A 23,663-nucleotide genomic window follows, 5' to 3' on the forward strand; every position below is an offset into this window, starting at 1 on the left:
TCACAACGCGCGGTGGTGATCGGCGCTTCCGCCGGCGCCGTCCAGGCGCTTTTAGCCATCCTTCCCATCCTCCCAGCGGACTATCCCTTGCCCATTCTGATCGCGGTCCATGTCCCCCCGGATCGAGGCAATGGTCTCGTGCCGCTGCTTCAAGCGAGCTGCGCCCTTGCGGTGCTTGAAGCCGAGGACAAGGAAAGGGTCCTTCCTGGAACCGTCTATTTTGCGCCCCCCGATTATCACCTTCTGGTCGAGCGAGATGGCGGGCTGGCCCTGTCCTCGGATGAGCCGGTCAACTATTCTCGCCCATCGATTGACGTTCTCTTCGAAAGCGCCGCCGACGCCTATGGAGCCGGCCTGATCGGTGTCGTGCTGACGGGCGCCAACAACGACGGGGCCGCCGGCCTGAGAGCCGTTATGGAAAGGGGTGGCGAGGCCTTCGTCGAACGCCCGTCAGAGGCCTATGCGTCAGCGATGCCAGAAGCCGCTCTCGCGGCCTGCGCGGGCGCAACGGCCATGAGTCTGGCGGACATCGCAAACTATCTGGTGGAACTCGAAGCCGCATGACGACCCTCGACACCCCGATAAAGGTTCTTCTTGTCGATGATCTCGAGGAAAATCTCCTCGCGCTTGAGGCTTTGCTCCAGCGCGAAGGTCTCCACCTGCTCAAGGCGAAGTCCGGAGATCAGGCGCTGGAGCTGCTCCTTGCCGAAGACGTCGCTCTCGCCCTCCTAGACGTGCAGATGCCTGGCATGGACGGCTTCCAACTGGCCGAATTCATGCGCGGCAACGCCCGGGTCCGTCATGTCCCCATCATCTTCGTCACGGCGGGCAGCGCAGAACAGCAGCGCCGGTTTCGCGGCTATGAGGCCGGCGCGGTCGATTTTATCCAGAAGCCGATCGAGCCTAATATCCTGCGAATGAAGACGGAGATCTTCATTGAACTCTATCAGCAGCGTGAGCGGATACGCCTGCAACGAGACGAATTGGACGTGCATGCGACGGCCTTGAGCGCCGCAGATCAACGCAAGAACGAGTTCCTGGCGGTCTTGGGTCATGAGCTACGCAATCCCCTCATGGCCCTGAACGCAGGGCTGAAGTTGCTCGATCGCGCCGGCGAGCCAGATCAAGCCGCCGTCATCCGGGAGCGGATGGCGACCCAAGTGTTTCACCTCTCGCGGCTTGTCGAGGATCTGCTTGACGTTTCGAGGATAGATCAGGGCAAGATCGCCCTGCGCCTCGAACGGGTGCAGTTAAAGACCGTGCTGGACTCCGCGATCGATACAAGCCGTCCCAAGATCGACGCGGGTGGGCATGCCTTCACGTTTGACCTACCGACGGAAGCCGTATGGGTCACAGCCGACTTCACCCGCCTATCGCAGATCGTCAGCAATCTGCTGACCAACGCAGCCAAATACACCCCGTCGGGCGGGACGATCCAGCTCCGGGCGAACGCCGGGCCCGACTACGTCGAAGTCGCCGTCTCCGACACTGGCGTCGGCATTTCCAAGGATATGCAAGCTCGGGTCTTTGAGCTGTACACGCAGTTGAAGGGGCCCGACGATCGATCCAGCGAAGGCCTTGGCATCGGTCTCGCCCTGGTCCGCCAACTGGTCGATCTGCATAAGGGCGACATCCGCGTGGAAAGCGACGGTCCGGGCGCCGGCAGCTGTTTCACCATACGGTTGCCGCGTTCAGCATAGCATCGACCGTCGGAGTAGGCGCGGCTATTGCCAAACAATGCGGCAGTGAATGTCTGGGACTGGCGCCCAGAAGTTCATTATCTGGAAGCAGGCGTCACGACAGGCAGGCGACCTCAGAGGAGGGGGCATGCGACAGTCTGACCTGTTCCTACAACCGAAGCCCTCAGGGAACGCGCCGTCTAATCGGCCCCAAGGCGCCGCTTAAGCCCAAGCTCATCTGGTCCATCCGACAACAGTTGAGTGTGGCTAGGAGATTTCGCGACCTCGCCGTGTTCAACTGCGCGTTGGATTCGAAACTACGCGCCTGCGACCTGGTCCGACTTCGCGTGAGCGATGCGGCGAGAGGCGGTGTTCTCCGTCAGCGGTCGGTCGTCATCCAACAGAAGACCGGGAGACCTGTGCCCGTTGAGATCACCGAGCCTGCGCGTGATGCGATCGCTGCTCGCCTGAGTGTGCCGCGCCAGCCTGAAGACGACTGGCCGTTCCCAAGCCGGAGCCGGTGCGGCCAGCACATCGGCGCCAGGCCGTATGCTGGGCTGATAGACCGATGGCGCCGTTGATTGACCTAGAGCCCTAAGGGTACGGCGCTCACAGCCTTAGACGCACTAAGGTCTCGCTCATTCACAAGAATGACAGGCAATCTTCGCGCATGCCAGCTCCTGATCGGCCACAGGAGATTGGAGAGCATAGTCAGATATCTCGGTATCGAGGTGGATGACGCCTGGGAGATGTCAGAGCAAATCGACTTGTGACCCTAAGCCGGGCCCTGAAGCAAGCCCGGCGATGGTCAGCTTTGGGTGGGAAGCGGATGTTAGTGGGCAGGCGCCGAGAGGCCGTACCCTCCTGCGGGCGCCGTCTCGGCCACCCTCGACATTCCCGCGATCATCGGTCGCCCTCTCGAGATCGCATCGCGGACCGCCGGAAGCGTGAGTGACGCGCCGTGCGCTTCCTTGCTCTGCCATGCCTCTGTGATCCAAATCACCTCCGGCTCTAGCGGGTCCAAAGCAACGATGTAGCTCAAACAGCCCGGCAGTCCGCTTACACCCTCGATGAGGACTCTGACCAGCTCGTCGCGATGACCTGGCTGCGCTGTCATTTTGCCGATCAAGCCGTACATCGATGAACTTTCCATGTCCGCAGCAGACGCGCGAAGCGGTGAAGTGACGGCCAAGCCCACGCCAGCAACGACGATTCTGCGGCTGATTTCCATCGCAATACGTTAGCTGGCCGATGGATCGAGACAAGCGGATAGTTCCGCAACGGGTCGATTTCGGTCCTGGGCTTTGGCGCCGAACGCGGATGTTGGCCGTTAGGCCGGAAAGCAGTCGCCCTTGACGCCAAATCGGGGTGATTAGTGGACGTTCCTCATCGAAACAACGGGGCGTGGAACCATAGCCTCTAGAAACGACCGGTAACCGGACGGGCGTTGCCGCATTAAGGGAACGACGCCTTGTCGATCCTCCGGAGAGCCATGCCCGATTCCTATATCCTCATGCTGTTTGTGGTGGGGGCGCTGGTCGCGCTGGTGGCGTGGCTGCCGCTGGTGTTCCGGCGCGCGCCGCTTTCGCTGCCGATCGTCTGCGTCGGGCTTGGGGCCGCGCTGTTCAGCCTGCCGCAGGTGGGGTTCGATCCGCTGCCGCAGACCTATCCCGAGATCACCGAGCGGCTGACCGAGTTCGTGGTGATCATCGCCCTGATGGGGGCAGGGCTGAAGATCGACCGGATCTTCAATCCGAGGCGATGGGGCGTGACCTGGCGGTTGCTGGGCGTCACCATGATGCTGTCGATCGTGGCGATCGCGCTGCTGGGATGGACGGTCCTGGGGCTGGGCCTGGCGGGGGCGATCCTGCTGGCCGGCACGCTGGCGCCGACCGATCCTGTGCTGGCGTCGGACATCCAGGTGGCGGCGCCGGGCGAAGGGCGTGAAGACGAGGTGCGGTTCGGCCTGACGTCCGAGGCGGGGCTGAACGACGGGTTGGCGTTCCCGTTCGTGAACCTGGCCATCGCCCTGGCCCTGGTGGCGGCGGGCCAGAAGGACGACTGGTTCGTAGAGTGGCTGACCGTCAGCGTGCTGTGGGAAATCGGCGCCGGGCTGGGCATCGGCTGGGCGATCGGCTGGCTGTTCGGCTGGCTAACCTTCACCATTCCGGCCAGCACGCGACTGGCCGCGACGCGCGACGGGTTCATCGCCCTGGCGGCGACCTTCATCTCATACTCGGTGACGGAGATGCTGCACTGCTACGGCTTTCTGGCGGTGTTCATCACGGCGCTGGCGTTCCGGCACGCCGACCGGGACCACGATTTCCAAGTCGAGATGCACGACTTCATCGAGCAGATCGAGCGTATGGCGATGATGGTGGTGCTGGTGCTGTTCGGCGGGGGGCTGGCGTCGGGCCTGCTGGCGCCGCTGCGGCCGCTGGATGCGATGGTGGCGTTGGCGATTGTGCTGGTGGTGCGGCCTCTGACCGGGATGATCGGCTTCATCGGCTGGAGGCGGCCGATGCGCGAGAAGCTGATTCTGGCCTTCTTCGGGATCCGGGGCGTGGGCTCCTTCTACTATCTGGCCTATGGGCTGAACGCCGCGCCGTTCGAGAGCGACGACCGGCTGTGGGCCATCGTGGGGCTGATCTGCCTGATGTCGATCCTGCTGCACGGGATCACGGTCACGCCGGTGATGCGATGGTTTGACCGCAGCGAAGGCCGCGATCCGGATGCAGAGGCGGATGGGGTGCAGGCCGAAACGTCGGGGCGAGGAACGTCAGCCTGACTTTGTGACCAAGGCCGATTGGATCAGGCACCTCAAATGTCCGCTACGGGTGGTTAGCGGTCATCGACTGGCGGTAGCCTTCGCTTAGCTTACGAGATGAGCCACTCCACGACTTCAAGGGGGATGCTTCCGTTATCAAACGTCGCCAAGGTCATCTGACCGTTTGCGTCAGCGTAGAAAACCTCTGCCAAGAGCGCGTGTTCGATCACCCCATCCGACAGTTCGAGGAACATGCCGTCACGCTGGACATCACTGCCCATGGTCAGTTGAACGATCCAGCAGGCGACTTTGACATGCGAATACCCCAGATCGCACTAGCCTAATCGGCTGGGCCGATGTCCGCCTCGGGTGGGAAGCGGACATCGTCCCAACTTTCAATCAATGAGCTCGGTAATGCATAGCGACCGCGCCGTTACTGAAAGGCTTGGTCGAGAGCAGTTCTAGTCTGCGTGTTGCGGACAAGCCGGCGTGATAAAGGGTCGGACCGTGCCCTGCGATCCTTGGATGAACGACGAGCTTGTATTCGTCGATCAGATTCAACCGATCTAGTTCCGTCGCCAGCTTGTCGCTGCCGAGGAGCACGCCAGCCGGCGTAGCGTCCTTCAGCGCTTGCACCGCCGCATGTAAGTCGCTGCCAAGATGGTGGCTGTTTGTCCACGGGAACGTCGTACGCGTCGTTGACGCCACATACTTTGGTTTGTCTTCCAGCTTGACCGCCCACTCGCGGATCGCCGCAGGTGCATCCACCTCGCCACTAGCGACGGTAGGCCAGTATCTCTCCATCATCTCGTAGGTCACACGACCCCAGAGCATCGCGCCGTTCTCGTCCATCAAGCGGGTAAAAAAGGCGTGCGTCTCGTCGTCGGCGATGCCTTCCTGATGGTCGACGCAGCCATCTAGAGTGAGGTTGATGCTGAAGGTCAGAAGTCCCATGAGGCTAGCCTATGCGATCTTGGCTCGAGCTCAACGTCCGCAACGGGTTGGTTTGCGAAGCAGCCATCGCCCCCTAAAGAGGACCTCTGATCCACGCACGGAATGTCGTCTTTCCGGCATGGTCCGCATGACCGCTCCTGGCGCAACGCAGTCGTGGCGTGGGCGGTAAAACAAAGCCCCCGGGCGGATGGCCGGGGGCTTCACAAGGTCTAACGACGTGGGTCAGGCTGCAGTCTTCCAGGTGGGCTCGAGGGCGATGTGGGGCGGGCAGGGCGCCACCGCCGGGACCGGCAGGCCGCCGAGCTCGTTGGCGTAGCCGTGGTTGACGTCGCGGTGGTGGGCTTCGTCGGCCCGGACGACCAGCACCACATCACGCAGGGTGGCGTCCTCGAGCAGGCCCCAATAGGCCTTGGCGATCGCCGGAGCGGGGACGTTGGGGCTGCGGCCCTCGTCGATCTCGGCCAGGTAGTGGGTGTAGCTGATCACCGCCTCTTCCTCGAAATAGCCGACCACGCGGTGCGCCGTCTTGGAGGAGACCAGGTAGAGGGCGAAGAAGAACAGGTAGAAGACCCACTGCACCGAGACGATGACGAACCGCTCGAACAGGGTCGGCTTGGCCACCTCGATGAAGGTCATCAGGTGCATGCGCTCGTTCTCGGCCTCGTCCATCAACGTCTTGATCCACCCCTTGTCGTCGCACATGCGGCGCAGGCAGCTGAGGTGGTTGATGGTGGCGCCGACCATCCCGGGCACGGCCGCGACCGTCTCCAGAACGACGGCGCGGTGGCCGTAGCGCTTGGCGAAGAAGGTGTCGGCGCACCAGCGCAGCAGCTTGGTGAAGCCGAATGCGACGCGGTCCGACAGCCCCTTGGGCTGGTGGTGGATGGAGAGATCGACGAGGGGGGCGCTCATGGCCTGTATCCTTGGGATGTCCGCCGGTCCATCCGGCGTCTGGCGATGACGGCGGTGTAGAACCACTCCCTGCATCCCGGTATTTGGGTCTTGACCCTAGGGGGAATTGCGGAGGCGCGGAGCGGTGGCCGGAAAGGGTAGGGAAGGATCGATGCGCGTCTTCCGATCGCCGATCACCTCGCCGTCGGCCCTGATCCGACCGCACTCGCCGTGGATCGCTGCGGGGGCTTCGCTGCTCGTCGCCGGCCTGGCGGCCCTGGTGCGGCTGCAACTGCCGGACCCGTTGGACGCGCAGGCGTCCTTCCTGATCTTCGTGCCGGCCGTCGTGGTCGGCGCGGCGCTCGGGGGCGCCGGGCCAGGCGTCTTCGCGACGCTGCTGGGGCTGTTCGGCGGTCTGGCACTGGCGCGGACCACGGACCCGTCCTGGCTGGAGACCCTGCTGTTCCTCATCGTCGCCGCCGCCGTAACGCTGGGCGGAGAGTGGTTTCAGCGCGCGCACCGCGAGCTTTCGGGCCGCGAGACCCATCTGCGCCTGATCCTCAACACTGTGCCGGAGGCCATGATCCTGATCGACGACAAGGGGGTCATGCGGGCCTTCAGCCCCGCGGCGGAACGTCTGTTCGGCTGGACGGCGGACGAGGCGGTCGGCCGGAACGTCAGCGTCCTGATGCCGTCGCCCCACCGCGAGGCGCACGACGGCTATCTGGAGCGGTACTATCGCACCGGTGAGCGGCGGATCATCGGCCTGGGCCGGGTGGTCGTGGGCGAGCGCCGGGACGGCTCGACCTTTCCGATGGAGCTGTCTGTCGGCGAGATGCGCACCGCCGAAGGACGCTTCTTCACCGGATTCGTTCGCGACCTGACCGAGCGGCAGCAGGCGGAGGCGCGCCTGCAGGAGCTCCAGGCCGACCTGGTGCGCGTCTCGCGCCTGACCGCGCTTGGCGAAATGGCGTCGGCCCTGGCGCACGAACTGAACCAGCCGCTTACGGCCATCGCCAACTATCTGAAGGGCTCGCGGCGTCTGCTGGCGGCCGAGACGGTCCCGCTCGAGCGGGTGTCGGACGCCGTCGATCGCGCCGCTGAGCAGGCCCTGCGCGCCGGCGTCATCATCCGCCGTCTGCGTGATTTCGTTGCGCGGGGAGAGACCGAGCGGCGCATCGAGGACCTGCCCAAGCTGGTGGAGGAGGCCAGCGCCCTGGCGCTGGTCGGCGCGCGCGAGCACGGCGTCCGCGTTCGCTTCGATGTCGATCCCGCCGCCGACCGGGTGGCAGCCGACAAGGTTCAGGTGCAGCAGGTGCTACTGAACCTGATCCGCAACGCCGTCGATGTGATGGAGGATGCGCCGGTCAGGGACCTCGGGATCACGGTCGCCACGATCGACGACGAGCATGTGCGCATCACGGTCTCCGACACCGGGGCGGGGATTTTACCTGAGGTGGCGGACCAGCTGTTCCAGCCGTTCGTGACGACCAAGCGCACCGGCATGGGCGTCGGCCTGTCGATCTCGCGCACGATCATCGAGGCCCACGGCGGCCGAATCTGGTTTGAAGCCAACGACGCGGGCGGGACCGATTTCCACTTCACCCTGCAGCGCGCCCACCTTGAAGAGGAGCCGGTCGATGGCGAATGAAACCGTCGTCCATGTGATCGATGACGACGCCGCCGTGCGGGACTCGATCGCCTTCCTGCTGGAGACCGCCGATCTGACGGTCCGCACCCATGAGTCCGCTGTCGCCTTTCTCGCCGCGTCCGATCGATCGCCCGGCTGCATCGTCACCGACGTTCGCATGCCCGAGATGACCGGCATCGAACTGGCGCGGCGCTTGCGTGACGGCGGATCACGCGAGCCGGTGATCATCATCACCGGTCATGCCGACGTGCCCCTGGCGATCGAGGCGATGCACGCCGGGGTAGCCGATTTCATCGAGAAGCCGTTCGACGACGACCTGCTGCTGGCGGCGATCCGGCGCGTCGTCGATAAGGCCGGCGAAGCGGCGTCGGCGGAGGCCGAGCGCCGGGAGATCGCCGCCCGCTTCGACAGCCTGTCCGGCCGGGAGCGGGATGTGCTGAAGGGGCTCGTCGAGGGGCACGCCAACAAGGTCATCGCCTACGACCTCGACATCAGCCCGCGCACCGTCGAGGTCTATCGCGCCAACCTGATGTCAAAAATGCAGGCGGGAAGCCTGTCCGAACTGGTGCGGATGGTCCTGACCCTGCAGCCGTTCACGAACGACAGCTCAGTTATCTGAATGTCGCGTTTTCGGACCTTGGGCGGTTTCCGCTCCTGGCGCAAAAGGGCCGTTCCGGTCGCTCAGGGTAGATCGGGAAAAATCCACTGAGCGAGCGGGCCCCTTGGCGTAGCGGGCCAAACGCGGTGAGCGGGTAGGGACCAAAGACGGCTTCTGACGCCAAGGCGACCTAAGGGATGTCAGCTTCTAGGCAACTAACTTCCAACAGCGACCGCTCGATAACGAGGATAGGGTTAGACCGTTGGCTGATATCGCAACGCCAGTTGCTGGACGTAACGGCTGCGCTTGAGTTAGTTATGCTTGCTGACGTCGGGGTGAAGCTATGGGTAGAGCTTGGATCGGCTGGGTTGCTGTGGGCATTTTGGCCGGATCAGCGCCGAACGCCCTTGCGGCGGTCTCCCAAGTTCAGGCCGCGCCCCAAGAGGCGGCCCAGGGCGACGCTACAGTCGCTCTGACCTATGCGGCCGCTCAACAACGTGTTCGCTCCAACTCCAGTCTCGGTCGCGCTGCGGGCTATGGGATGCAGGCCGCCAGGGCTCAGGCGGATGTGGCTGCCGGGCTGAATCGGCCGACCGTAGCGCTCGATGCTCAGTTGATCCGTTATCGCAAGACATTCGATCTCTCGCTGGGCGACACGCTGGACCGCGCACAGGCCGAGCTCGGCGCCGCCATTCCTGGGCTCATCTCGGATTTGCCGGGTGTGCCGGGTGACGTGTTGCAGAGTATCGGCCAGCGGCTGGAAGCGGCGCTTCCCGAAATTTTCGCCGCCTTGTCGCAAGACGTCCGATTGCAGGTCGACGACACGACCTTTCGCCCCACGGTGACCGCGCTTCAACCGATCTACACCGGCGGCGCGATTCCAGCTCTCCGGCGAGCGGCGGCGGCCAATGTGGAGCTGGCGCAGGCGAAGCAGCAGGAAGCGGTCAGTCTGGAGGACGTCAATCTGGCGCGGGCGTACTTTGGCCAGGTGCTGGCCGCCGAAGCGCTGAAGATCGCACGCGAGACCCGTGACGGCTTCGATCTGCATTTGCGCAACGCTCGACTGTTGGAATCGCAAGGCGTGCTCAGCCACGCCCAGACGCTTCAGGTCGAAGTCGCCCGCGATGCGGCTCAGCGGCAGGTCAACAGGGCCGAACTGGAGCACGACAACGCCGTGGCGTCCCTCGCCAGGATTGTTGACACCAATGGCGCCGTCGTTCCGACCACGCCCCTGTTCGTAAACCGTGACCCAATCGGTCCAGCCGGCGTGTTTCTTGACCAGGCAAGCCAGGCGAACGCTCGCCTTGCGCAGGCTCAAGCCGGGCGCGATCTGGCCGAGGCGGGCGCCGATCTCGCGGCGTCACGAATGAAGCCGTCCGTCTATGCATTCGGAACCTACAACCTGAACCCAGACGACGCTCTGCCGACCGAGCCGGATTGGGCGGTTGGGATCGGCGCCCGTTACACTCTGATTTCGACGGTGGATCGACGACGCATGCTGGGCGCAGCGCGCGCTCAGGCCTCGGCTGCTGCAGAGGTGGAACGACAGGCCCGAGACGACGCCCGATTGCTGGTCACGCGAGCGTATAATCAGGCGGAGTTGGCGCGTCGTCAGTTTCTGAGCATGGACAGCAGCCTAGAGGCCGCCAGCGAGAATCTTAGAGTTCAGGAGGTTGGGTTCCGTGAAGGCGAGGCCACAGCCGCCTCGGTCGTGGACGCCCGCAATCTTCTGGGGGCCGCGCGTTTGCAACGCGCAGCAGCAGCTTACGAATATGATCTCAGCCTGGCCGCCTTGCTGGCGGCGTCGGGAAGCGATCTGACCTTGAACGACTATCTGCAACGCGAAGACCGGATAAGCGCGCCATGAGCGAGACGCCTCCCTTTGCCGATGCCCCGACAAACGGTGCGCCGACGATCGCGGCCAGTCGTACGTCTGCACGGCGACGTATTCTGCCTGTGATCGTGGGCGTCGGCCTCGTACTGCTGATCGGTTTCATCGTCGTGGGCCTCTTCCTGGCGGCCCGTCCTGCCAAGGATCAGGTTCAGGGCATGGTTGAGGCGGAGACCTTTACCGTTGCGACCAAGGTGCCCAGCCGCGTGGAGCGCTTCCTGGCGTCAGAGGGCGATCAGGTGAAGGCAGGTCAAGAGTTGGCTCTGATGAGCAGCCCCGAGGTTGCAGCAAAGGAGGCTCAGGCCCGGGCCCTGCTTCAGTCGAGTGAGGCCATTCAGTCGATGAGCCGCGAAGGCGCTCGCCGCGAGGATGTGCAGTCGGTCGAGTCCGTCTGGCGCGCCGCCCAGGCGACGGCTCGTTTGGCGGACCAGACTGCGCGGCGGGCGGAGAACCTGTTCGCCGAAGGCGTGATTTCCGCCCAACGCCGTGACGAAGCCGTGGCCGCTCGCGCTGCTACAGCCTCGCAGTCCGAAGCCGCCCGTCAGCAGTATCTGAAGGCGTTGGCAGGGACACGACCGCAGGAAAAATCCGTTGCCGACGCCAATGTGCAAGGCGCGCAGGCCGCCGTCGCCGAGGTCCAAAGCCTCCAGGGTGAGACACGACTGCTTGCGCCAAACGACGGCGAGGTTGCGGAGCGTTTCGCCAATGTCGGCGAGCTCGTGCTCACGGGCGTGCCAGTCTTCACAATCGTGGACATCGGCGACCCCTGGGTTACCTTCAGTGTGCGCGAGGATCAGTTTCGCGATCTGAAAATCGGCGCGATCGTGCGTGGCGATGTGCCCGCACTCGGCCTCGCTGACGTGGCCTTCCGGATCACCGGCATCAATCCTCAGGGCGAGTTCGCCACCTGGCGCTCAACCCGGCAGTCCAGCGGCTATGACGTGCGAAGCTTTCAGGTCAAGGCCAAGCCTGTTCGACCTGTCAGCGGCCTGAGGCCTGGCATGAGCGTGCTGTTCGATTGGTCGGCACGGTGAGACGCCTCGCGGCCGTCTTCGTATCGGCCGTTCGGGACGAGGCACGCGTCCTGGTGACCCGACGGTGGGACGCGTTCGTCGCCTTTGGCCTGCCGCTGATCCTGCTGATGGTCATCGCGGCGATGCTGGCCCCTGGAGTGATCCGTCAGGCCCCGGTCGCCGTGGTCGATCAAGACAATTCGGCCTTCAGCCGCGCCGCAATTCGCAACATGGAGGCGAGCGCCGGTGTTCGCGTGACCCATGCTCCGGCGACGATGACAGAGGCCATGGCCTTGATGCGACGGGGCGAGATTTACAGCGTCGCTCATTTTCCAGCAGATTTTTCTGACGGGGCGTTTCGTCGGCCGGAACAGGTGACCGTGTCGTTCAATGGCGCCTTCCAGACGGTCGGCGCCTTGTCGGCCTTGGGGCAGAGCGCGGCCATCGCATCAGCGGCCGGCCAGCAGTTGCAAGAACGCGCGCGCCAGAGAGGATTGCCCGAAACCGCATTGCAACTCCCCGCTGTCCAGGTGTCGATCGTCGGCAATCCGCAGCTCAGCTTCGAGCTTTTTCTCGGCGGACTTCTGGCGCCGGGGGTCCTTCATCTGCTGGCGGCTTGTTCCGCGGTGTTGGCGGTTGGTCGGCAAATGCAGGGTGGCTCTTTCAAGCACTTCGAGGCCGAGACGAGCGGCTTCACGACAACAGCTCTGATCGGGCGACTCATTCCGCACTTCGTGGTCTTCAGCCTGTGGGGGTTGGCCTGGATCGCCTGGCTCAGCGGCGTCCGGGGCTGGGGTGTAGCAGGCTCTCTTCCTTTGCTGATCCTTGGCATGCTCGCCTTGATGGCGGTGAGCGTTGTCTTGTCGGCTTTTCTGGTCGCCGCGCTTGGCGAGGTGGATATGGCGTTCTCGGCCACCGCCATCTATTCGGGTGCGGCCATCGCCTTTTCCAACGGCACTCTGCCGCTGGACCATGGGCCGCGCTTCGCTCGGATCTGGAGCGATATTCTTCCCTATACGCACTATCTACGGCTGCAGACGGGCCAGCTGGTCGCGGGTGCGACTTCCGCATCGGCATGGCGAGACTTGATGATTCTGAGCGGCGTCACCGTGCTCGGTCTGATCATTTCGGCGCTTTTCATCCGGGTACGAGCGCGTCTTGTCCCCAAGCCGGAGAATTTGAACTTTCCGCTCCCGCAACAGGGCGTTATCGCCGCCTTCGCCGCGACGTTCCGGAACCTGCCGCGTGCGCGGCCGGTCAGCAGTCTGCTGATCCTGGCCGTCGTCCTTTACGCCTTTTACTATCCGGCCGCCTATGCCGGACAGGCCGCGACGGGACTGCCCATCGCCATAGCGACACCGACGCAGACAGCGCTGACGCGCACTCTTGTCGAAGACCTGAATGCGTCGCGCGAGATCGAGGTCGCCGCCGTGATTTCATCCCCTGCTGAGGGCTTTGAACTGATGCGGCGCGGCGTGGTCGACGGGGTCGTCGTCCTGCCTCAGCGTTTTGAGGCCGATCTGCTCAGGGGGGCGCCGACGGGCGTGGCCATCTGGCTGAACGGCGGCTATCTGGTTCGTGTCACGGCTGTCGGCAGAGCCGTCGCCGCCGCAACAGCGCAGGTCGCCGAGGCGCAGTTGAAAGGGCTGCCTGATATCGCCCGCGCCGTCAGATTGGCGCCGACCCTGAAGCAGGTTTCCCTCTTCAACCCGACGGAGGGCTACGGCGGTTACGCCGTGCCGGCGGTTAGTTTGATCATCCTGCAGCAGACGCTATTGCTGGGAGCCGGCGTGATCACAGCCGTGCGTCGAGAGACCGGCGCGGCTAGGCTGAAACGCAGCGCGCGCTTGGGTCTGTGGCTGGCGCTTACGGCGATTGGGACAGCCTCCAGCCTCTTCTATTTCGGTTTCGTGTTCTGGTTTCAGGACTATCCCCGAGCAGGCAACCTGATCGGCGTCCTACTGCTGGCGCCCATATTTTCAGCGGCGGTCGCCGCTGTGGGTCTGCTTCTAGGCGCGCTTTTCGATCGCCATGAACGGGTCTTGCAGGTTCTGGTCGGCACTTCCGCGCCCTTGTTCTTCCTGTCAGGCGCTGCGTGGCCGCATTTCATGATGCCTGAAGGTCTCGTCTGGCTCGCGCATTTTTCACCGTCCACCGCTGCCGTTCAGGCCTTTGTTCGCCTGAACGCCATGGGCGCCAGCCTTTCAGAAGTCTCAGGTTTGGCAGCCATTTTGACAGGCCTTGCCTTCGTCTATGGCGGCCTGTGGGTGGTGGGTGGACCAGCGCGTTCTGACCTGCGTCGATGACGTCGGGCGCGAACAAATCAGTTAGCTAGAGAGAAACAAACTCTATCTCGACATCGAAAGGGATGGCGACACTGCGGATATCGGTTCCTATCCCGCTTTGGCTGACGTTCGCGCTATCCATCGAAGCTGAACTGTTCAAACATCGGCGACGGGCTTAGAGCAGAACTCAGCAAGCAACCAGTAACCAGACCCACGTCGAGCTTCTAAGTCGCGTTCTTGCAACGCCGACAGTGGCCGCTTCTGGCCCAAAGCAGCTAAATTAGCTTTCAGTGTACATCTGGAAAAACGCACTGAGAGGGCTAGCCTAGGGTTTCGCCGATTGGGCGGCTGGCGAGGGCATGATGGTTGCGAGAAGTCTCGAAGAGGTTCGGGCAGCGTTTAAGGATGATAAACTAGCGGCTGCTTTCGGGCGTCGCTTCATGGGAGCTTACGCTGCCAGCGCATTTGGCGTCATGCCGAAGAGAGAGATCGATCTGGCGATCTTCTCATTCCTCCTCCAAAACGATGTCGTTGACGCCGATGGATCGATGTATCGGCTCGCTAGAGCTCTGAACATGACGCCGGCGCGGGCTCGGTCTTTGCTCTTCGAATATCAGCTTCGAAACGTGTCCGAGGCTGACACCGATCATGCCGTGATGATGGCACTGACTACCTCCAAATATTGGAAGGATGGTGCCAACGTCAGTTTCGGCATCACGTCTCCGCTCGTGAAGGCAGCGATCACCGGCAAGATGCAAGATCGCGGCGTTTTTGCCGACGTCTCTCTGAGCGGCGACATTCTCAAGATCGATCCCAGCCATTTCGCCGAGGTGTTGAATAGCCTCTTGCCGACCTCTCGGGCGGAGCAGCTGGCGAAGCATCTCAAGAGGAAGGGAGTGCTCAGTCAGAGCGAGCTTCGTATTGCTCTGAGTGCCGTGCTCACAACGAGTGCCAATGAGTTGGTGTCCAAGGGGGCCTCCGCCACGTTCGACGGGGCGCTCAAAGGCATCAAAGCCATTATGACCGGCGAAGGCGACCTGTCCGAGCTTTCTGGCATGCTAGGGAGTGCGCTCGATGCGATGTGAGTTCATCTGGGCGCCTGCACTAAGCGATGTCGGCTTGGTGTAAATCCCGGCTGATGCACTGAGTGATTTGTCGTCTGGGTGTACATCCGGAAAAGTACACTGGGCAGCCGCAAAGGGGGGGGGGTCATGAGAGGGGATCTTCGGACGGTCCGCTTCCTGGATTTCCGGAACGGGTAGACTCTCCGTTACTCCAGATTGGCGAAGCGCGCTCGGTGACGAATCCCCTTACCCAAATCGATCTACGCAAACGGCGTGACGCTGGAAGGCTGGCCCCATGACCCTGTTCGACGACCTGAAGCGCACTCGAACTGAAGAGGACGTCAAGGACGCCTACATCAAGGCGCTTGGCCTGAAAGGCTATTCTAAGAACCTCGTCGACATTCAAACCGAGGAGATTTGGTTCGAGGCGAAGGACGCGCCGAAGCCCTCGATCGAGATGTTCGCGCAGCTTCTTTTCTACATCCGCGCTGCCCGGAGACGTGGCGAAGCGGTTCCGGCCTTCCTCGTTGTGATAGACCGAGCGAAGGCCGCGATAATGTCGACCGAAAAAGCGCTTCCGCTTCTGGATGACAGGACGATCGTCTGGCCGAAGTCTGGTTCGGGCGCTGGCGCAGAGTTGGCAGCGCAGATCGCCCCCTACGTCCAAACTCACATTGTCGAATACGAGATCGCTCACGACGAAGACGCGTTCATCAGGGCGATTAAGGACGCTATCCGCGAACATCGTATCATCCGAACGTCGATCACGCCCGACAACCTTCGCCAGGTGTTCGACCGTTGGGTCGATTTGATCGGCAATGAACTCGGCGTAGCAAACCCAAGCGACCTAGCCGTCCTGTTTTTCGCCGACATCATGCACGACGGCGATCGGGAGGCGATGAACAACCTACCGGCGCGTCTTTTGATGACGGCGTCGGGTCCAACCTTCTTGCTGAATGGCCAGACCTACGAGCTGGCTAGCAAGCGGGGCTACAATAACTTCTGGGCAATCTATCACCGTCCGCCGGAACAGAAGCACCGTCACTACCTTCTCGAACGCCGCGACAGCCTGCTTCCTGTCGATGAGCAGAAGTTCAAGGGGGCTTATTATACCCCACTTCACATCGTCGATAAGGCTTATGACCAGATCCTGGCGACCTTGGGACCAAACTGGCAGGACCGCTATTTGGTGTGGGACATGTGCGCTGGCGTCGGCAACCTCGAAGCCAAGCACAGCAACCTCCGCAACGTGTTCATGTCGACGCTCGACCAAGCCGATGTGACGATCATGAAATCTAACCCTGCTTTCGCTGGCGCTGAGATATTCCAGTACGACTATCTCAACGACGACGTCACCGATTTCGGCCAGATCGACTACGCCCTGTCGGGGAAAGTCCCGCAGGCACTGCAGCAGGCAATCGCCGACGCTCGAGAGGGCAAGAAGGGGGCGAAGCCAATCCTAGTTCTAATCAATCCGCCTTATGCGGAGAGCGGGTCGGGCATTGCACGCGGTGATGAGAACAAGATCGGCGTTGAGAAGACGCGCATCAACGGCTGGATGCGCGAGATGAAACTCGGCTATGCGAGCAAGGAATTGTTCGCCCAGTTCCTGATCCGAATCCGACAAGAGCTGCCGAAGGCGACTCTCGCCATGTTCAGCACGCTTAAGTACGTAAACGCACCAAATTTTGAGCCATTTCGGACAGCGTGGAAAGCCGAGTATCTCAGTGGTTTCGTCGTACACAGCCGATCATTCGATGGCCTTAAGGGCGAGTTCCCGATCGGCTTCCTGATCTGGGATCAGGCTAACAAGGAACCGATCAGCGACATCGCAACAACCGTCCTAGACCGTCGGGGCGCACTCATCGGCGAAAAGACGTATGTTGTGCGTCCGACGTCCTCGCTTTTGAACGCTTGGATACCTTCGCCGAAGGCACGTGGCGAACTAGCGCTACCGCTGTCCAACGCGCTTACTCCATCAAAAAATCCGCGAAAGAAGCGCTCATTTGAAGGCGCTCTGGGACACCTATTCGCGAGTAATCTTGACCTACAGAATGCGACTACGGGTACGTGCCTGACTTCGTCAATCTATACTGGCAGAAATGGTGGCGGAGTATTTGTTTCGCCTGACAATCTGGCCTCGGCAGCTGTTGTGTTTGCGGTCCGCCGCCTCATCAAACCGACATGGCTCAACGACCGAGACCAGTTCCTACAACCCACTCAGCCGCTGTCCGATGAGTTCAAATCCGACTGTCTCGTTTGGATGTTGTTCAACGGCGGCAACTTGACTGCCGGGGCCGACGGCCTTCACTGGAACGATCAGGACTGGTCGCTGACAAATCACTTCATCCCCTTCACCGAGGCACAAGTCGGGGTTGCGGGTCGTTTTGAGTCCGATTTCATGGTCCGGCGGCTGCAGAATACAGCCCTCTCGGCTGAGGCGCAGGCTGTTCTTGATGAAGGACTCAAACTGTGGCGGCGCTTTCACGCCATCCAGTTCCCTCGCAAGATCCGCGAAGAGCTTAAACTCGGTCGTCCTGATGCGGGTTGGTATCAAATTCGCCGTGCCCTCGACGCCTACGGCGATGCTGAGTTGACAGACTTTGAGCCGTTCAAACGCGCATACGCAGCACTGTCGGCCAAGCTACGCCCGATGGTTTTCGAGTTAGGTTTCCTTCCGAAGTAGGTGGCCGGCCGAACAACGATCCGGTGCCGCAACTCACTTACGGAGCCAGCCCGGCGCTGAGTGCACATTGAGACAAATGCACTGAGCGTGACGCAGCCAACCCGCCGCTGAGGCAGATACCCCTGCGGCGGATATCGCTCAGCCTATCGTAGGCGAATTCAACACCATGGCAGCGGTGTTGTGACTCCGGCGGCATTGCTCCAATGATCATCTATGCGCTCTTTAGCGCGCTTAATGCGGCGCGTCAGTTTGCTGATAGCAACATTGAACGGAATAAGCGCCTCTACCGCCGTCGGTGCAGCACACGCGTAGCGGATGGAGAGATGCAGCAACGCGTATACCGTCCATTCCGAGACGATGCCATGCTCCTCGCGCCAGTCATCGACTAATTTCGTCAACTCGCGGACTTGAGCCGGCAGCGGCCCATAGGTGCGCTCGATTTCATCGTTCAACATGGCGCGGATTGCCTCGTATTCGTCAGTCCAATGTTTTTCCTGCCCATGCGCGTCAGCGGAAACTGCTACCGCGTGCCTTAAAGTCTTCACCAAACTGCTGGAGAGATCGAGTAAGTCATCCTTCGCGTTATGCCGCATGCGGTTCGGATGCTTTCTGGGTTTGCGCTCAACGTGTAGCCGTTCAATCGTTGCCCTATTGCCTCCCTTTGTTGACCCCTTCTTGGCTTTGAAGTTGATCGTAGGGCTGGCTCGGACTTGGTCTGGGGTCGAGTGGATAGTGGCGCGAGGTGGAAGTTTCGGCGGCTTGGTTGTGCGTACCATGATGCGTCTTTCGGCTTATTAATATGGTTGTCGTGGCTGCCCGGGGCTGTTGACTGGGTTACTCAACGGCAAACGACGAGAGATCAGTGCCGAAAGATCGCGGCTGCGATTTCTGCGCCGATTTCGTCGAAAGCCGGAGGGATTTCCGCCAGGTGGTGTTCTTCAGTTCGTAGATTGCCTCGATTGGAGGTCCACCAAGGCGGGTAATCGCATGATCGATTGCTCGGTAAGCAACAGAGACGATTGGAGCCCACCCTTCGTCATCTTCTATTTTTGCGATGTCAGACCTAACGTCGAAGAGACTGCCAAGGGAGTCTCGCGCTTCCATCAATATGTAGAGGGCTCGTGCCGCAGACTTTTCTGTTTCGTGCGTCATTGTCGTAGTTGCTCCTGCTAGACGAGCACGGCCAGATTTTGGGCGTGACTCATCGCTTGTTGAAAGTGGCTGGGAGCGCGGCGGTCGGCTTTTGCCTGTCTTCATTTTCCGAGGATTAGCCTTCCCCGGATTGGCCGCCGATGGTTTCCCCAAAGGGGAGAGGGCGGCCCTCACGCTGAGAGCAAGTTCACCCTGAGAGGTGTCTCAGTCAACGAATTTCAGCAGAACTATGCGAGATATTTGCGTAGTTTGAATAAAATTGCCTCGACCAATACAGTATTTCAAGTCCGTCAGATTTTATAGGGGCGCATATCTACTAGGTAGAAATGTTTGCTCCGCAGGTTCCGGGCGGGATGTATATCTTAGCTATCCTAATGCGAAAATTATACGTTAGGTGTCAGAAGTATAAGCGCGATTCAATTGATGGCGCCGCTCTTAGTGCACATTAAGAGAAACGCACTGACGGCCAGGGGAGGGGCGTCCGCTTCTGACTGAGGCTGTGTGAAAACGCGTCCGGATCGAGCGAATTAGGTTAGCCTTCTGAAGTCAGCAGGAGGTGGGTATGAGCCGCTTCGTTCAAGGTGCAGATCGCCGGCAGCCGACGCTGCTTCCCGAGTGTCTCGACGACTATGTGGCCGAGGATAATCCGGTCCGGGTGGTCGATGTGTTCGTCGACGAACTGGATCTGAAGGGCTTGGGGTTTGAGGGCATGACGCCGGCGGCGACGGGGCGTCCGGCCTATCATCCCGCGACGCTGCTGAAGCTCTACGTCTACGGTTATCTGAACAAGGTGCAGTCGAGCCGGCGGCTGGAGCGCGAGGCGCAGCGCAACGTCGAGCTGATGTGGCTGACGGGGCGGCTGGCGCCGGATCACAAGACCATCGCCGACTTCCGCCGCGAGAACGGCGCCGCCATCCAGGCGGCGTGCGCGCAGTTCGTGGTGCTGTGCCGCCAGCTGGGCCTGTTCGGCGCGGCGCTGGTCGCCATCGACGGGTTGAAGTTCAAGGCGGTGAACACCCGCGACAAGAACTTCACCGCCTACAAGGTCAAGCGGCGGATCGAACAAGTTGCCGAGCACATCGCCGGTTATCTTCAGGACTTGGACACGGCGGATCGTCACGAGGGCGAAGCGGCAGAGGCGCGGTCTGGAAGACTGGTCGAGAAGATCGATCGGCTGCGCGACCAGATGGCGATGCTCAAGGCCATGGAGGCCGAGGTCGAGGCGTCACCCGACGGCCAGGTCTCCCTGACCGATCCCGACGCGCGGGCCATGGCGACGTCGGGTCGAGGCAGCGGCATCGTCGGCTACAACGTCCAATCCGCCGTCGAAGGTGAGCATCACCTGATCGTCACCCACGAGGTGGTGATGACCGGCAGTGATCGCGAGCAGCTGGCGTCGATAGCGGGCAAGGCCAAGGACGCGATGGGCGTCGAGGCGCTCGATGTGCTGGCGGACCGCGGCTACTTCTCTGGCGAGGCGATCCTGGCCTGCGAAGCCATGGGCGTGACGCCCTACGTTCCGAAGCCGCTGACGTCAGGCGCCAAAGCGGCGGGCCGCTTCGGCAAGCAGGACTTCGTCTACCTACCCGATCAGGACGTCTATCGCTGCCCGGCCGGAGCACTGCTCGCGCATCACATGACGACCGTCGAAAAGGGGCTGACGTTGCACCGCTACTGGGATCGAGCCAGTTGCACCGGCTGCCGCCTGAAGCCTCAGTGCACGCCCAGCGTCGAGCGTCGGATCACCCGCTGGGAGCATGAAGCCGTGATCGATGCGCTGCAGGCCCGGATGGACCTCGCCCCGCGCGCCATGCGCACCAGACGACGGCTGGTTGAACACCCCTTCGGCACGATCAAGGCATGGATGGGCCACACCCCCTTCCTGACGAAGCGCCTGCCCAACGTGAAGACTGAGATCAGCCTCCACATCCTCGCCTACAACATGAAGCGGGCGATGGCGGTGCTCGGAACCAAGCCCCTCATGGAAGCGATCAGGGCCTGAGAAGGAGGCGCTCCGGCCTCAATGCCGCTCGCGCACCGCAGCAGCTCAGTACGTTTTTACACGGCCTCGACTCAATAGAGACCTTCACAGCGTCTGCTAAGGGTAAGGGCTCTACCGGCCGACGAGGCGGCCTATAGTGATAGCCGGACGATCTGCGGTGTCCATTACGCCAGCGATGTCGAGGCCGGTCGCATCGTGGGCGCCGCGCTGTTCGCTGCCCTGAAGGCGGACCCGACGTTCCAGGCAAACTTCGCTACGGCGCGCTTGGAGCTGCTTCGCGAGAGAAGGCTGGCAAGATGAAATCGCGGTGTCAGGCGTCGGCAAGTCGGATAGCTTTCCGGAGCGGCGAGCACTCCTGCGCGACCATCCGTGCCCAGCCCCATCAGATCCGAGGTCGGATGAACAGTCGCGAGACTGTGCAGACCTCGTCGTCAAAGCGATGCGGCAATGTCGTCGCCTCGACATCGCGCCATCGTAGGCACCTCCCCAACTTAGCCGAATCTGGGGGATCAGATGTCCACGACCACATTGAAGACGCGACTGCTGGCCGCAGCGACCCTGACGAGCGCCATGACGGCAGGATCGGCCGCCTGGGCGCAGGAGCCGGCGCTGGTCAACAACGTGGACGACGTCATCGTCACCGCGCAGCTGCGTGAGCAGAAAACCATCGACGTGCCCTTCGCCTTGACGGCCTATTCCGGCCAGTTCCTGGAAGACTTGGGCATTCAGGAGTTCGAACAGCTGTCTGCCTTCGTGCCGGGCTTCCTGGTGCAGAACCAGTCGCCAAACAATCCAGGCTTCGTGATGCGCGGCATCACCTCCGATTCCGGCGCGGCGACCTCCGAGGCCCGCGTGTCTGTGTTCCAGGACGGGGTATCGATCTCCAAGTCGCGCGGTTCCTATGTCGAACTGTTCGACCTCGAGCGGGTGGAGGTCGCCAAGGGGCCGCAATCGACCCTGTACGGGCGCGGCGCCCTGATCGGCGCGGTTAATCTGGTGCAGAACCGCGCGCGTCCCGGCGCGACCGACGCCTATGCGAATATCGAGGCCGGCAACGAAGGCTATCGCATGGTCGAGGGCGCGCTGAACCTGCCGGTGGGCGAGACCGCAGGGCTGCGCCTGGCGACACGCCTGAAGACCCGCGATGGTTCCGTCGAGAACCTGCTGGGCGGCGACGATTTCAACGCGATCGAGACCCGCGCCTTCCGCCCGTCCGGCGCCTGGACGCCGTCGGACGCGATGCGGTTCGACGTGATCGGCAACTATCAGAAGGACAACGCCTCGGGGACGTCGTTCAAGTCCGTCGCCTATGCGCCGGCCGATCCGAACACCGGCGCCGTCCTGGGCGGCAAGGAACCGTGGGAGGGTGCGGCCCTGACACGCGGTGCGGCGTTCGACGGCGGCAAGGCGCTGGGTCTGGACCGCGAAGTCTGGGGCGTGACGGGTCTGGCGCGCATCGACCTGAACGCCGCCTGGACGCTGAACGCGACCACGGCCTATCGCGCGTTTACCAACTACGAGACCTTCGACGCCGATGGCGTGTCCCTCCCGCTTTTGACCGCCGCCGAGGACACGCATGGCGAACAGTGGAGCCAGGACCTGCGTCTGGGCTTCGACAACGGGGGTCGGCTGACCGGTTTCGTCGGCGCCGGCTGGTTCCAGGAAGAGGGTTATCAGCGCACTCCGACCCAGTTCGATGAACGCCTGATCCTGGCGCAGCTGTCGGGCCTGCTGGACGGTTCGCCTGCGACGGTCGGGGACAGGACGTTGCCGCTGGCCGCCTATCCCGCCATCGCCCAGGCTGCGCTCGGCGGTCTTTTGACGCCGCTGGGCGCCGGAGCGTTCGCCGCGCCCATCGCCGCCAATCTGAAGTCGGCGCACATCGAGACCCCGACCAACCGTTCGGAGCTGACGTCCTACGACCTCTTCGCCGACGCGACCTACGCCTTCACCGACCGGTTCGAGGTGTCGGCAGGCCTACGTTACACCCGCGACGACAAAACCACCGGCTTCGCCAGTTCGGTTCAGAGCCGCTCAGCCCTTGGAGCCCTGCTGGCGCTTCAGGCCGGCGCCATTCCGGCGGCGCAGGTTCCGACCTTCCTCGGCGCCCTGGCGAACCCGGCCTATCTCGCCATTCCCGCCAGCGCCTTCCCCCTGTTCGGCCTGATCTCGCAGCCGACCGCCAACAACGGCGACTTCGCCGATTTCGACTCCAAGGACGACGGCGTGACCTGGCGTCTGACGGCGCGCTACGCCTTGACGGACGACACCAACGTCTACGCCAACTATGCACGCGGTCGTCGCCCGGAGGTCATCAGCGCCTCGGCGCCGTCGGAGCCGCTAGGTTTGCCCCGGTTCGCTCCGGTCGAGGCGGAGACGGTCGACAGCTATGAGATCGGGGCCAAGTCGTCGTTGCTGGGCGGCCGCCTGCGGATCGACGGCGCGGTCTTCCTGTACAACTACGAAAACTTCCAGACGACGGTGCAGCAAGGCACGACGTTCATCGTCACCAACGCCGGCGAGGCCAAGTCGTATGGTTTCGAAACCCAGGCCAACTTCGCCGTCACGCCGGACTTCGACCTGTTCGCCACCTATGCCTACAACCACTCGCGGTTCGAGAACGGCATCTATGACGGCAACCAGTTCCGCCTGTCGCCGGACAATGCCGTCTCGATCGGCGCGACCTGGCGTCTGCCGGTGTCCGGCGGCGCGATCGTGGTCCAGCCGACCTACACCTGGCAGTCCAAGGTCTTCTTCAGCGACGACAATGACATCCCGGCGCTTCAGAGCCGCAACATCGTGCGCGACCTGATCCAGGACGAGTATCAGGACGCCTACGGCCTGCTGAATCTGCGCGTTCGCTACACGCCCGACTCGGGCGCCTGGGGCGTCGAGGCCTTCGGCGAGAACGTGGTGGACGAGGACTACATCAAGGACGCCGGCAACACCGGCGACGGCCTGGGCATGCCGACCTTCATCGCCGGACGGCCCGCGTCGTACGGCCTCATATTCAAGCTCAAGCTGTAAGGG

General features: G+C 62.5%; 17 protein-coding genes. 12 read left to right on the forward strand and 5 right to left on the reverse strand.

Translation table 11 applies throughout. The features are described 5' to 3' along the window. The first annotated feature begins 12 nt into the window (after positions 1-12). A complete protein-coding gene (locus E4341_RS08030) occupies positions 13-564 on the forward strand; it encodes a chemotaxis protein CheB (protein ID WP_240893507.1) in 552 nt (183 codons plus the stop codon). After that, entirely contained in the window at positions 561-1,700 is a 1,140-nt protein-coding gene (locus E4341_RS08035; protein WP_165116478.1) for a hybrid sensor histidine kinase/response regulator, read from the forward strand. The genes E4341_RS08030 and E4341_RS08035 overlap by 4 nt, the downstream gene beginning before the upstream one ends. An 811-nt stretch (positions 1,701-2,511) precedes the next feature. Here the strand turns inward: E4341_RS08035 and E4341_RS08040 are convergent. Continuing rightward, the gene (locus tag E4341_RS08040; protein WP_165116481.1) at positions 2,512-2,910 is read right to left on the reverse strand and encodes a putative quinol monooxygenase; all 399 of its coding nucleotides are present in this window, start codon (positions 2,908-2,910) and stop codon (positions 2,512-2,514) included. 261 nt (positions 2,911-3,171) lie between these two features. Here E4341_RS08040 and E4341_RS08045 point away from each other — a divergent pair, with 261 nt between their 5' ends. After that, positions 3,172-4,467 (forward strand): sodium:proton antiporter, encoded by a 1,296-nt coding sequence (locus E4341_RS08045; RefSeq protein WP_165116483.1) that lies wholly within the window; start codon positions 3,172-3,174, stop codon positions 4,465-4,467. An 89-nt stretch (positions 4,468-4,556) separates the two neighbouring features. Here the strand turns inward: E4341_RS08045 and E4341_RS15425 are convergent, their stop codons facing one another. The 3 genes from E4341_RS15425 to E4341_RS08055 form a co-directional block, all read right to left on the reverse strand. Continuing rightward, entirely contained in the window at positions 4,557-4,700 is a 144-nt protein-coding gene (locus E4341_RS15425) for a hypothetical protein (RefSeq protein WP_174086714.1), read from the reverse strand. A gap of 145 nt (positions 4,701-4,845) precedes the next feature. Next, complete coding sequence (locus E4341_RS08050; protein ID WP_165116485.1) at positions 4,846-5,400, reverse strand: dihydrofolate reductase family protein; 555 nt, start codon at positions 5,398-5,400, stop codon at positions 4,846-4,848. 222 nt (positions 5,401-5,622) lie between these two features. Further along, positions 5,623-6,312 (reverse strand): alternative oxidase, encoded by a 690-nt coding sequence (locus tag E4341_RS08055; RefSeq protein WP_165116487.1) that lies wholly within the window; start codon positions 6,310-6,312, stop codon positions 5,623-5,625. 151 nt (positions 6,313-6,463) lie between these two features. Here E4341_RS08055 and E4341_RS08060 point away from each other — a divergent pair, with 151 nt between their 5' ends. The 7 genes from E4341_RS08060 to E4341_RS08090 all read left to right on the forward strand — a co-directional run bounded on the left by E4341_RS08060 (position 6,464) and on the right by E4341_RS08090 (position 17,479). After that, on the forward strand, positions 6,464-7,942 hold the full coding sequence (locus E4341_RS08060) for a sensor histidine kinase (RefSeq protein ID WP_165116489.1): 1,479 nt from the start codon (positions 6,464-6,466) through the stop codon (positions 7,940-7,942). Then, on the forward strand, positions 7,932-8,561 hold the full coding sequence (gene fixJ, locus E4341_RS08065) for a response regulator FixJ (protein ID WP_165116491.1): 630 nt from the start codon (positions 7,932-7,934) through the stop codon (positions 8,559-8,561). Before E4341_RS08060 ends, fixJ begins: the two co-directional genes overlap by 11 nt. Before the next feature lie 322 nt (positions 8,562-8,883). Further along, positions 8,884-10,407, forward strand: a complete 1,524-nt coding sequence (locus E4341_RS08070) for a TolC family protein (protein WP_165116493.1) — start codon at positions 8,884-8,886, stop codon at positions 10,405-10,407. Then, positions 10,404-11,465, forward strand: coding sequence for an HlyD family secretion protein (locus E4341_RS08075; protein ID WP_240893508.1), 1,062 nt, complete (start codon positions 10,404-10,406; stop codon positions 11,463-11,465). Before E4341_RS08070 ends, E4341_RS08075 begins: the two co-directional genes overlap by 4 nt. A 107-nt stretch (positions 11,466-11,572) precedes the next feature. After that, complete coding sequence (locus tag E4341_RS08080; RefSeq protein ID WP_240893509.1) at positions 11,573-13,750, forward strand: ABC transporter permease; 2,178 nt, start codon at positions 11,573-11,575, stop codon at positions 13,748-13,750. A 338-nt stretch (positions 13,751-14,088) separates the two neighbouring features. Beyond that, positions 14,089-14,814 carry a hypothetical protein gene (locus E4341_RS08085; protein ID WP_165116497.1) on the forward strand — a complete coding sequence of 242 codons (726 nt, stop codon included), beginning with the start codon at positions 14,089-14,091 and terminating at the stop codon, positions 14,812-14,814. Between the two features lie 274 nt (positions 14,815-15,088). Further along, entirely contained in the window at positions 15,089-17,479 is a 2,391-nt protein-coding gene (locus E4341_RS08090) for a hypothetical protein (RefSeq protein ID WP_165116499.1), read from the forward strand. 158 nt (positions 17,480-17,637) lie between these two features. Here the strand turns inward: E4341_RS08090 and E4341_RS08095 are convergent, their stop codons facing one another. Next, positions 17,638-18,255 carry a hypothetical protein gene (locus tag E4341_RS08095; RefSeq protein WP_165116501.1) on the reverse strand — a complete coding sequence of 206 codons (618 nt, stop codon included), beginning with the start codon at positions 18,253-18,255 and terminating at the stop codon, positions 17,638-17,640. A 938-nt stretch (positions 18,256-19,193) separates the two neighbouring features. Between E4341_RS08095 and E4341_RS08100 the strand changes: the two genes are divergently transcribed. Beyond that, complete coding sequence (locus E4341_RS08100) at positions 19,194-20,633, forward strand: IS1182 family transposase (protein ID WP_240893510.1); 1,440 nt, start codon at positions 19,194-19,196, stop codon at positions 20,631-20,633. 513 nt (positions 20,634-21,146) lie between these two features. Further along, the gene (locus E4341_RS08105) at positions 21,147-23,660 is read left to right on the forward strand and encodes a TonB-dependent receptor (RefSeq protein ID WP_165116505.1); all 2,514 of its coding nucleotides are present in this window, start codon (positions 21,147-21,149) and stop codon (positions 23,658-23,660) included. The last annotated feature ends 3 nt before the right edge of the window (positions 23,661-23,663 follow it).

Source organism: Brevundimonas sp. 'scallop' (genome assembly GCF_011045535.1).
GTDB lineage: Bacteria > Pseudomonadota > Alphaproteobacteria > Caulobacterales > Caulobacteraceae > Brevundimonas > Brevundimonas vesicularis.

Coding starts and splice junctions, on each gene's coding strand:
- E4341_RS08035 (WP_165116478.1), top strand. CDS start 561: ATGACGACCCTCGACACCCCGATAAAGGTTCTTCTTGTCGATGATCTC.
- E4341_RS08040 (WP_165116481.1), bottom strand. CDS start 2,910: ATGGAAATCAGCCGCAGAATCGTCGTTGCTGGCGTGGGCTTGGCCGTC.
- E4341_RS08045 (WP_165116483.1), top strand. CDS start 3,172: ATGCCCGATTCCTATATCCTCATGCTGTTTGTGGTGGGGGCGCTGGTC.
- E4341_RS15425 (WP_174086714.1), bottom strand. CDS start 4,700: ATGTTCCTCGAACTGTCGGATGGGGTGATCGAACACGCGCTCTTGGCA.
- E4341_RS08050 (WP_165116485.1), bottom strand. CDS start 5,400: ATGGGACTTCTGACCTTCAGCATCAACCTCACTCTAGATGGCTGCGTC.
- E4341_RS08055 (WP_165116487.1), bottom strand. CDS start 6,312: ATGAGCGCCCCCCTCGTCGATCTCTCCATCCACCACCAGCCCAAGGGG.
- E4341_RS08060 (WP_165116489.1), top strand. CDS start 6,464: ATGCGCGTCTTCCGATCGCCGATCACCTCGCCGTCGGCCCTGATCCGA.
- fixJ (WP_165116491.1), top strand. CDS start 7,932: ATGGCGAATGAAACCGTCGTCCATGTGATCGATGACGACGCCGCCGTG.
- E4341_RS08070 (WP_165116493.1), top strand. CDS start 8,884: ATGGGTAGAGCTTGGATCGGCTGGGTTGCTGTGGGCATTTTGGCCGGA.
- E4341_RS08075 (WP_240893508.1), top strand. CDS start 10,404: ATGAGCGAGACGCCTCCCTTTGCCGATGCCCCGACAAACGGTGCGCCG.
- E4341_RS08080 (WP_240893509.1), top strand. CDS start 11,573: ATGGTCATCGCGGCGATGCTGGCCCCTGGAGTGATCCGTCAGGCCCCG.
- E4341_RS08085 (WP_165116497.1), top strand. CDS start 14,089: ATGATGGTTGCGAGAAGTCTCGAAGAGGTTCGGGCAGCGTTTAAGGAT.
- E4341_RS08090 (WP_165116499.1), top strand. CDS start 15,089: ATGACCCTGTTCGACGACCTGAAGCGCACTCGAACTGAAGAGGACGTC.
- E4341_RS08095 (WP_165116501.1), bottom strand. CDS start 18,255: ATGGTACGCACAACCAAGCCGCCGAAACTTCCACCTCGCGCCACTATC.
- E4341_RS08100 (WP_240893510.1), top strand. CDS start 19,194: ATGAGCCGCTTCGTTCAAGGTGCAGATCGCCGGCAGCCGACGCTGCTT.
- E4341_RS08105 (WP_165116505.1), top strand. CDS start 21,147: ATGTCCACGACCACATTGAAGACGCGACTGCTGGCCGCAGCGACCCTG.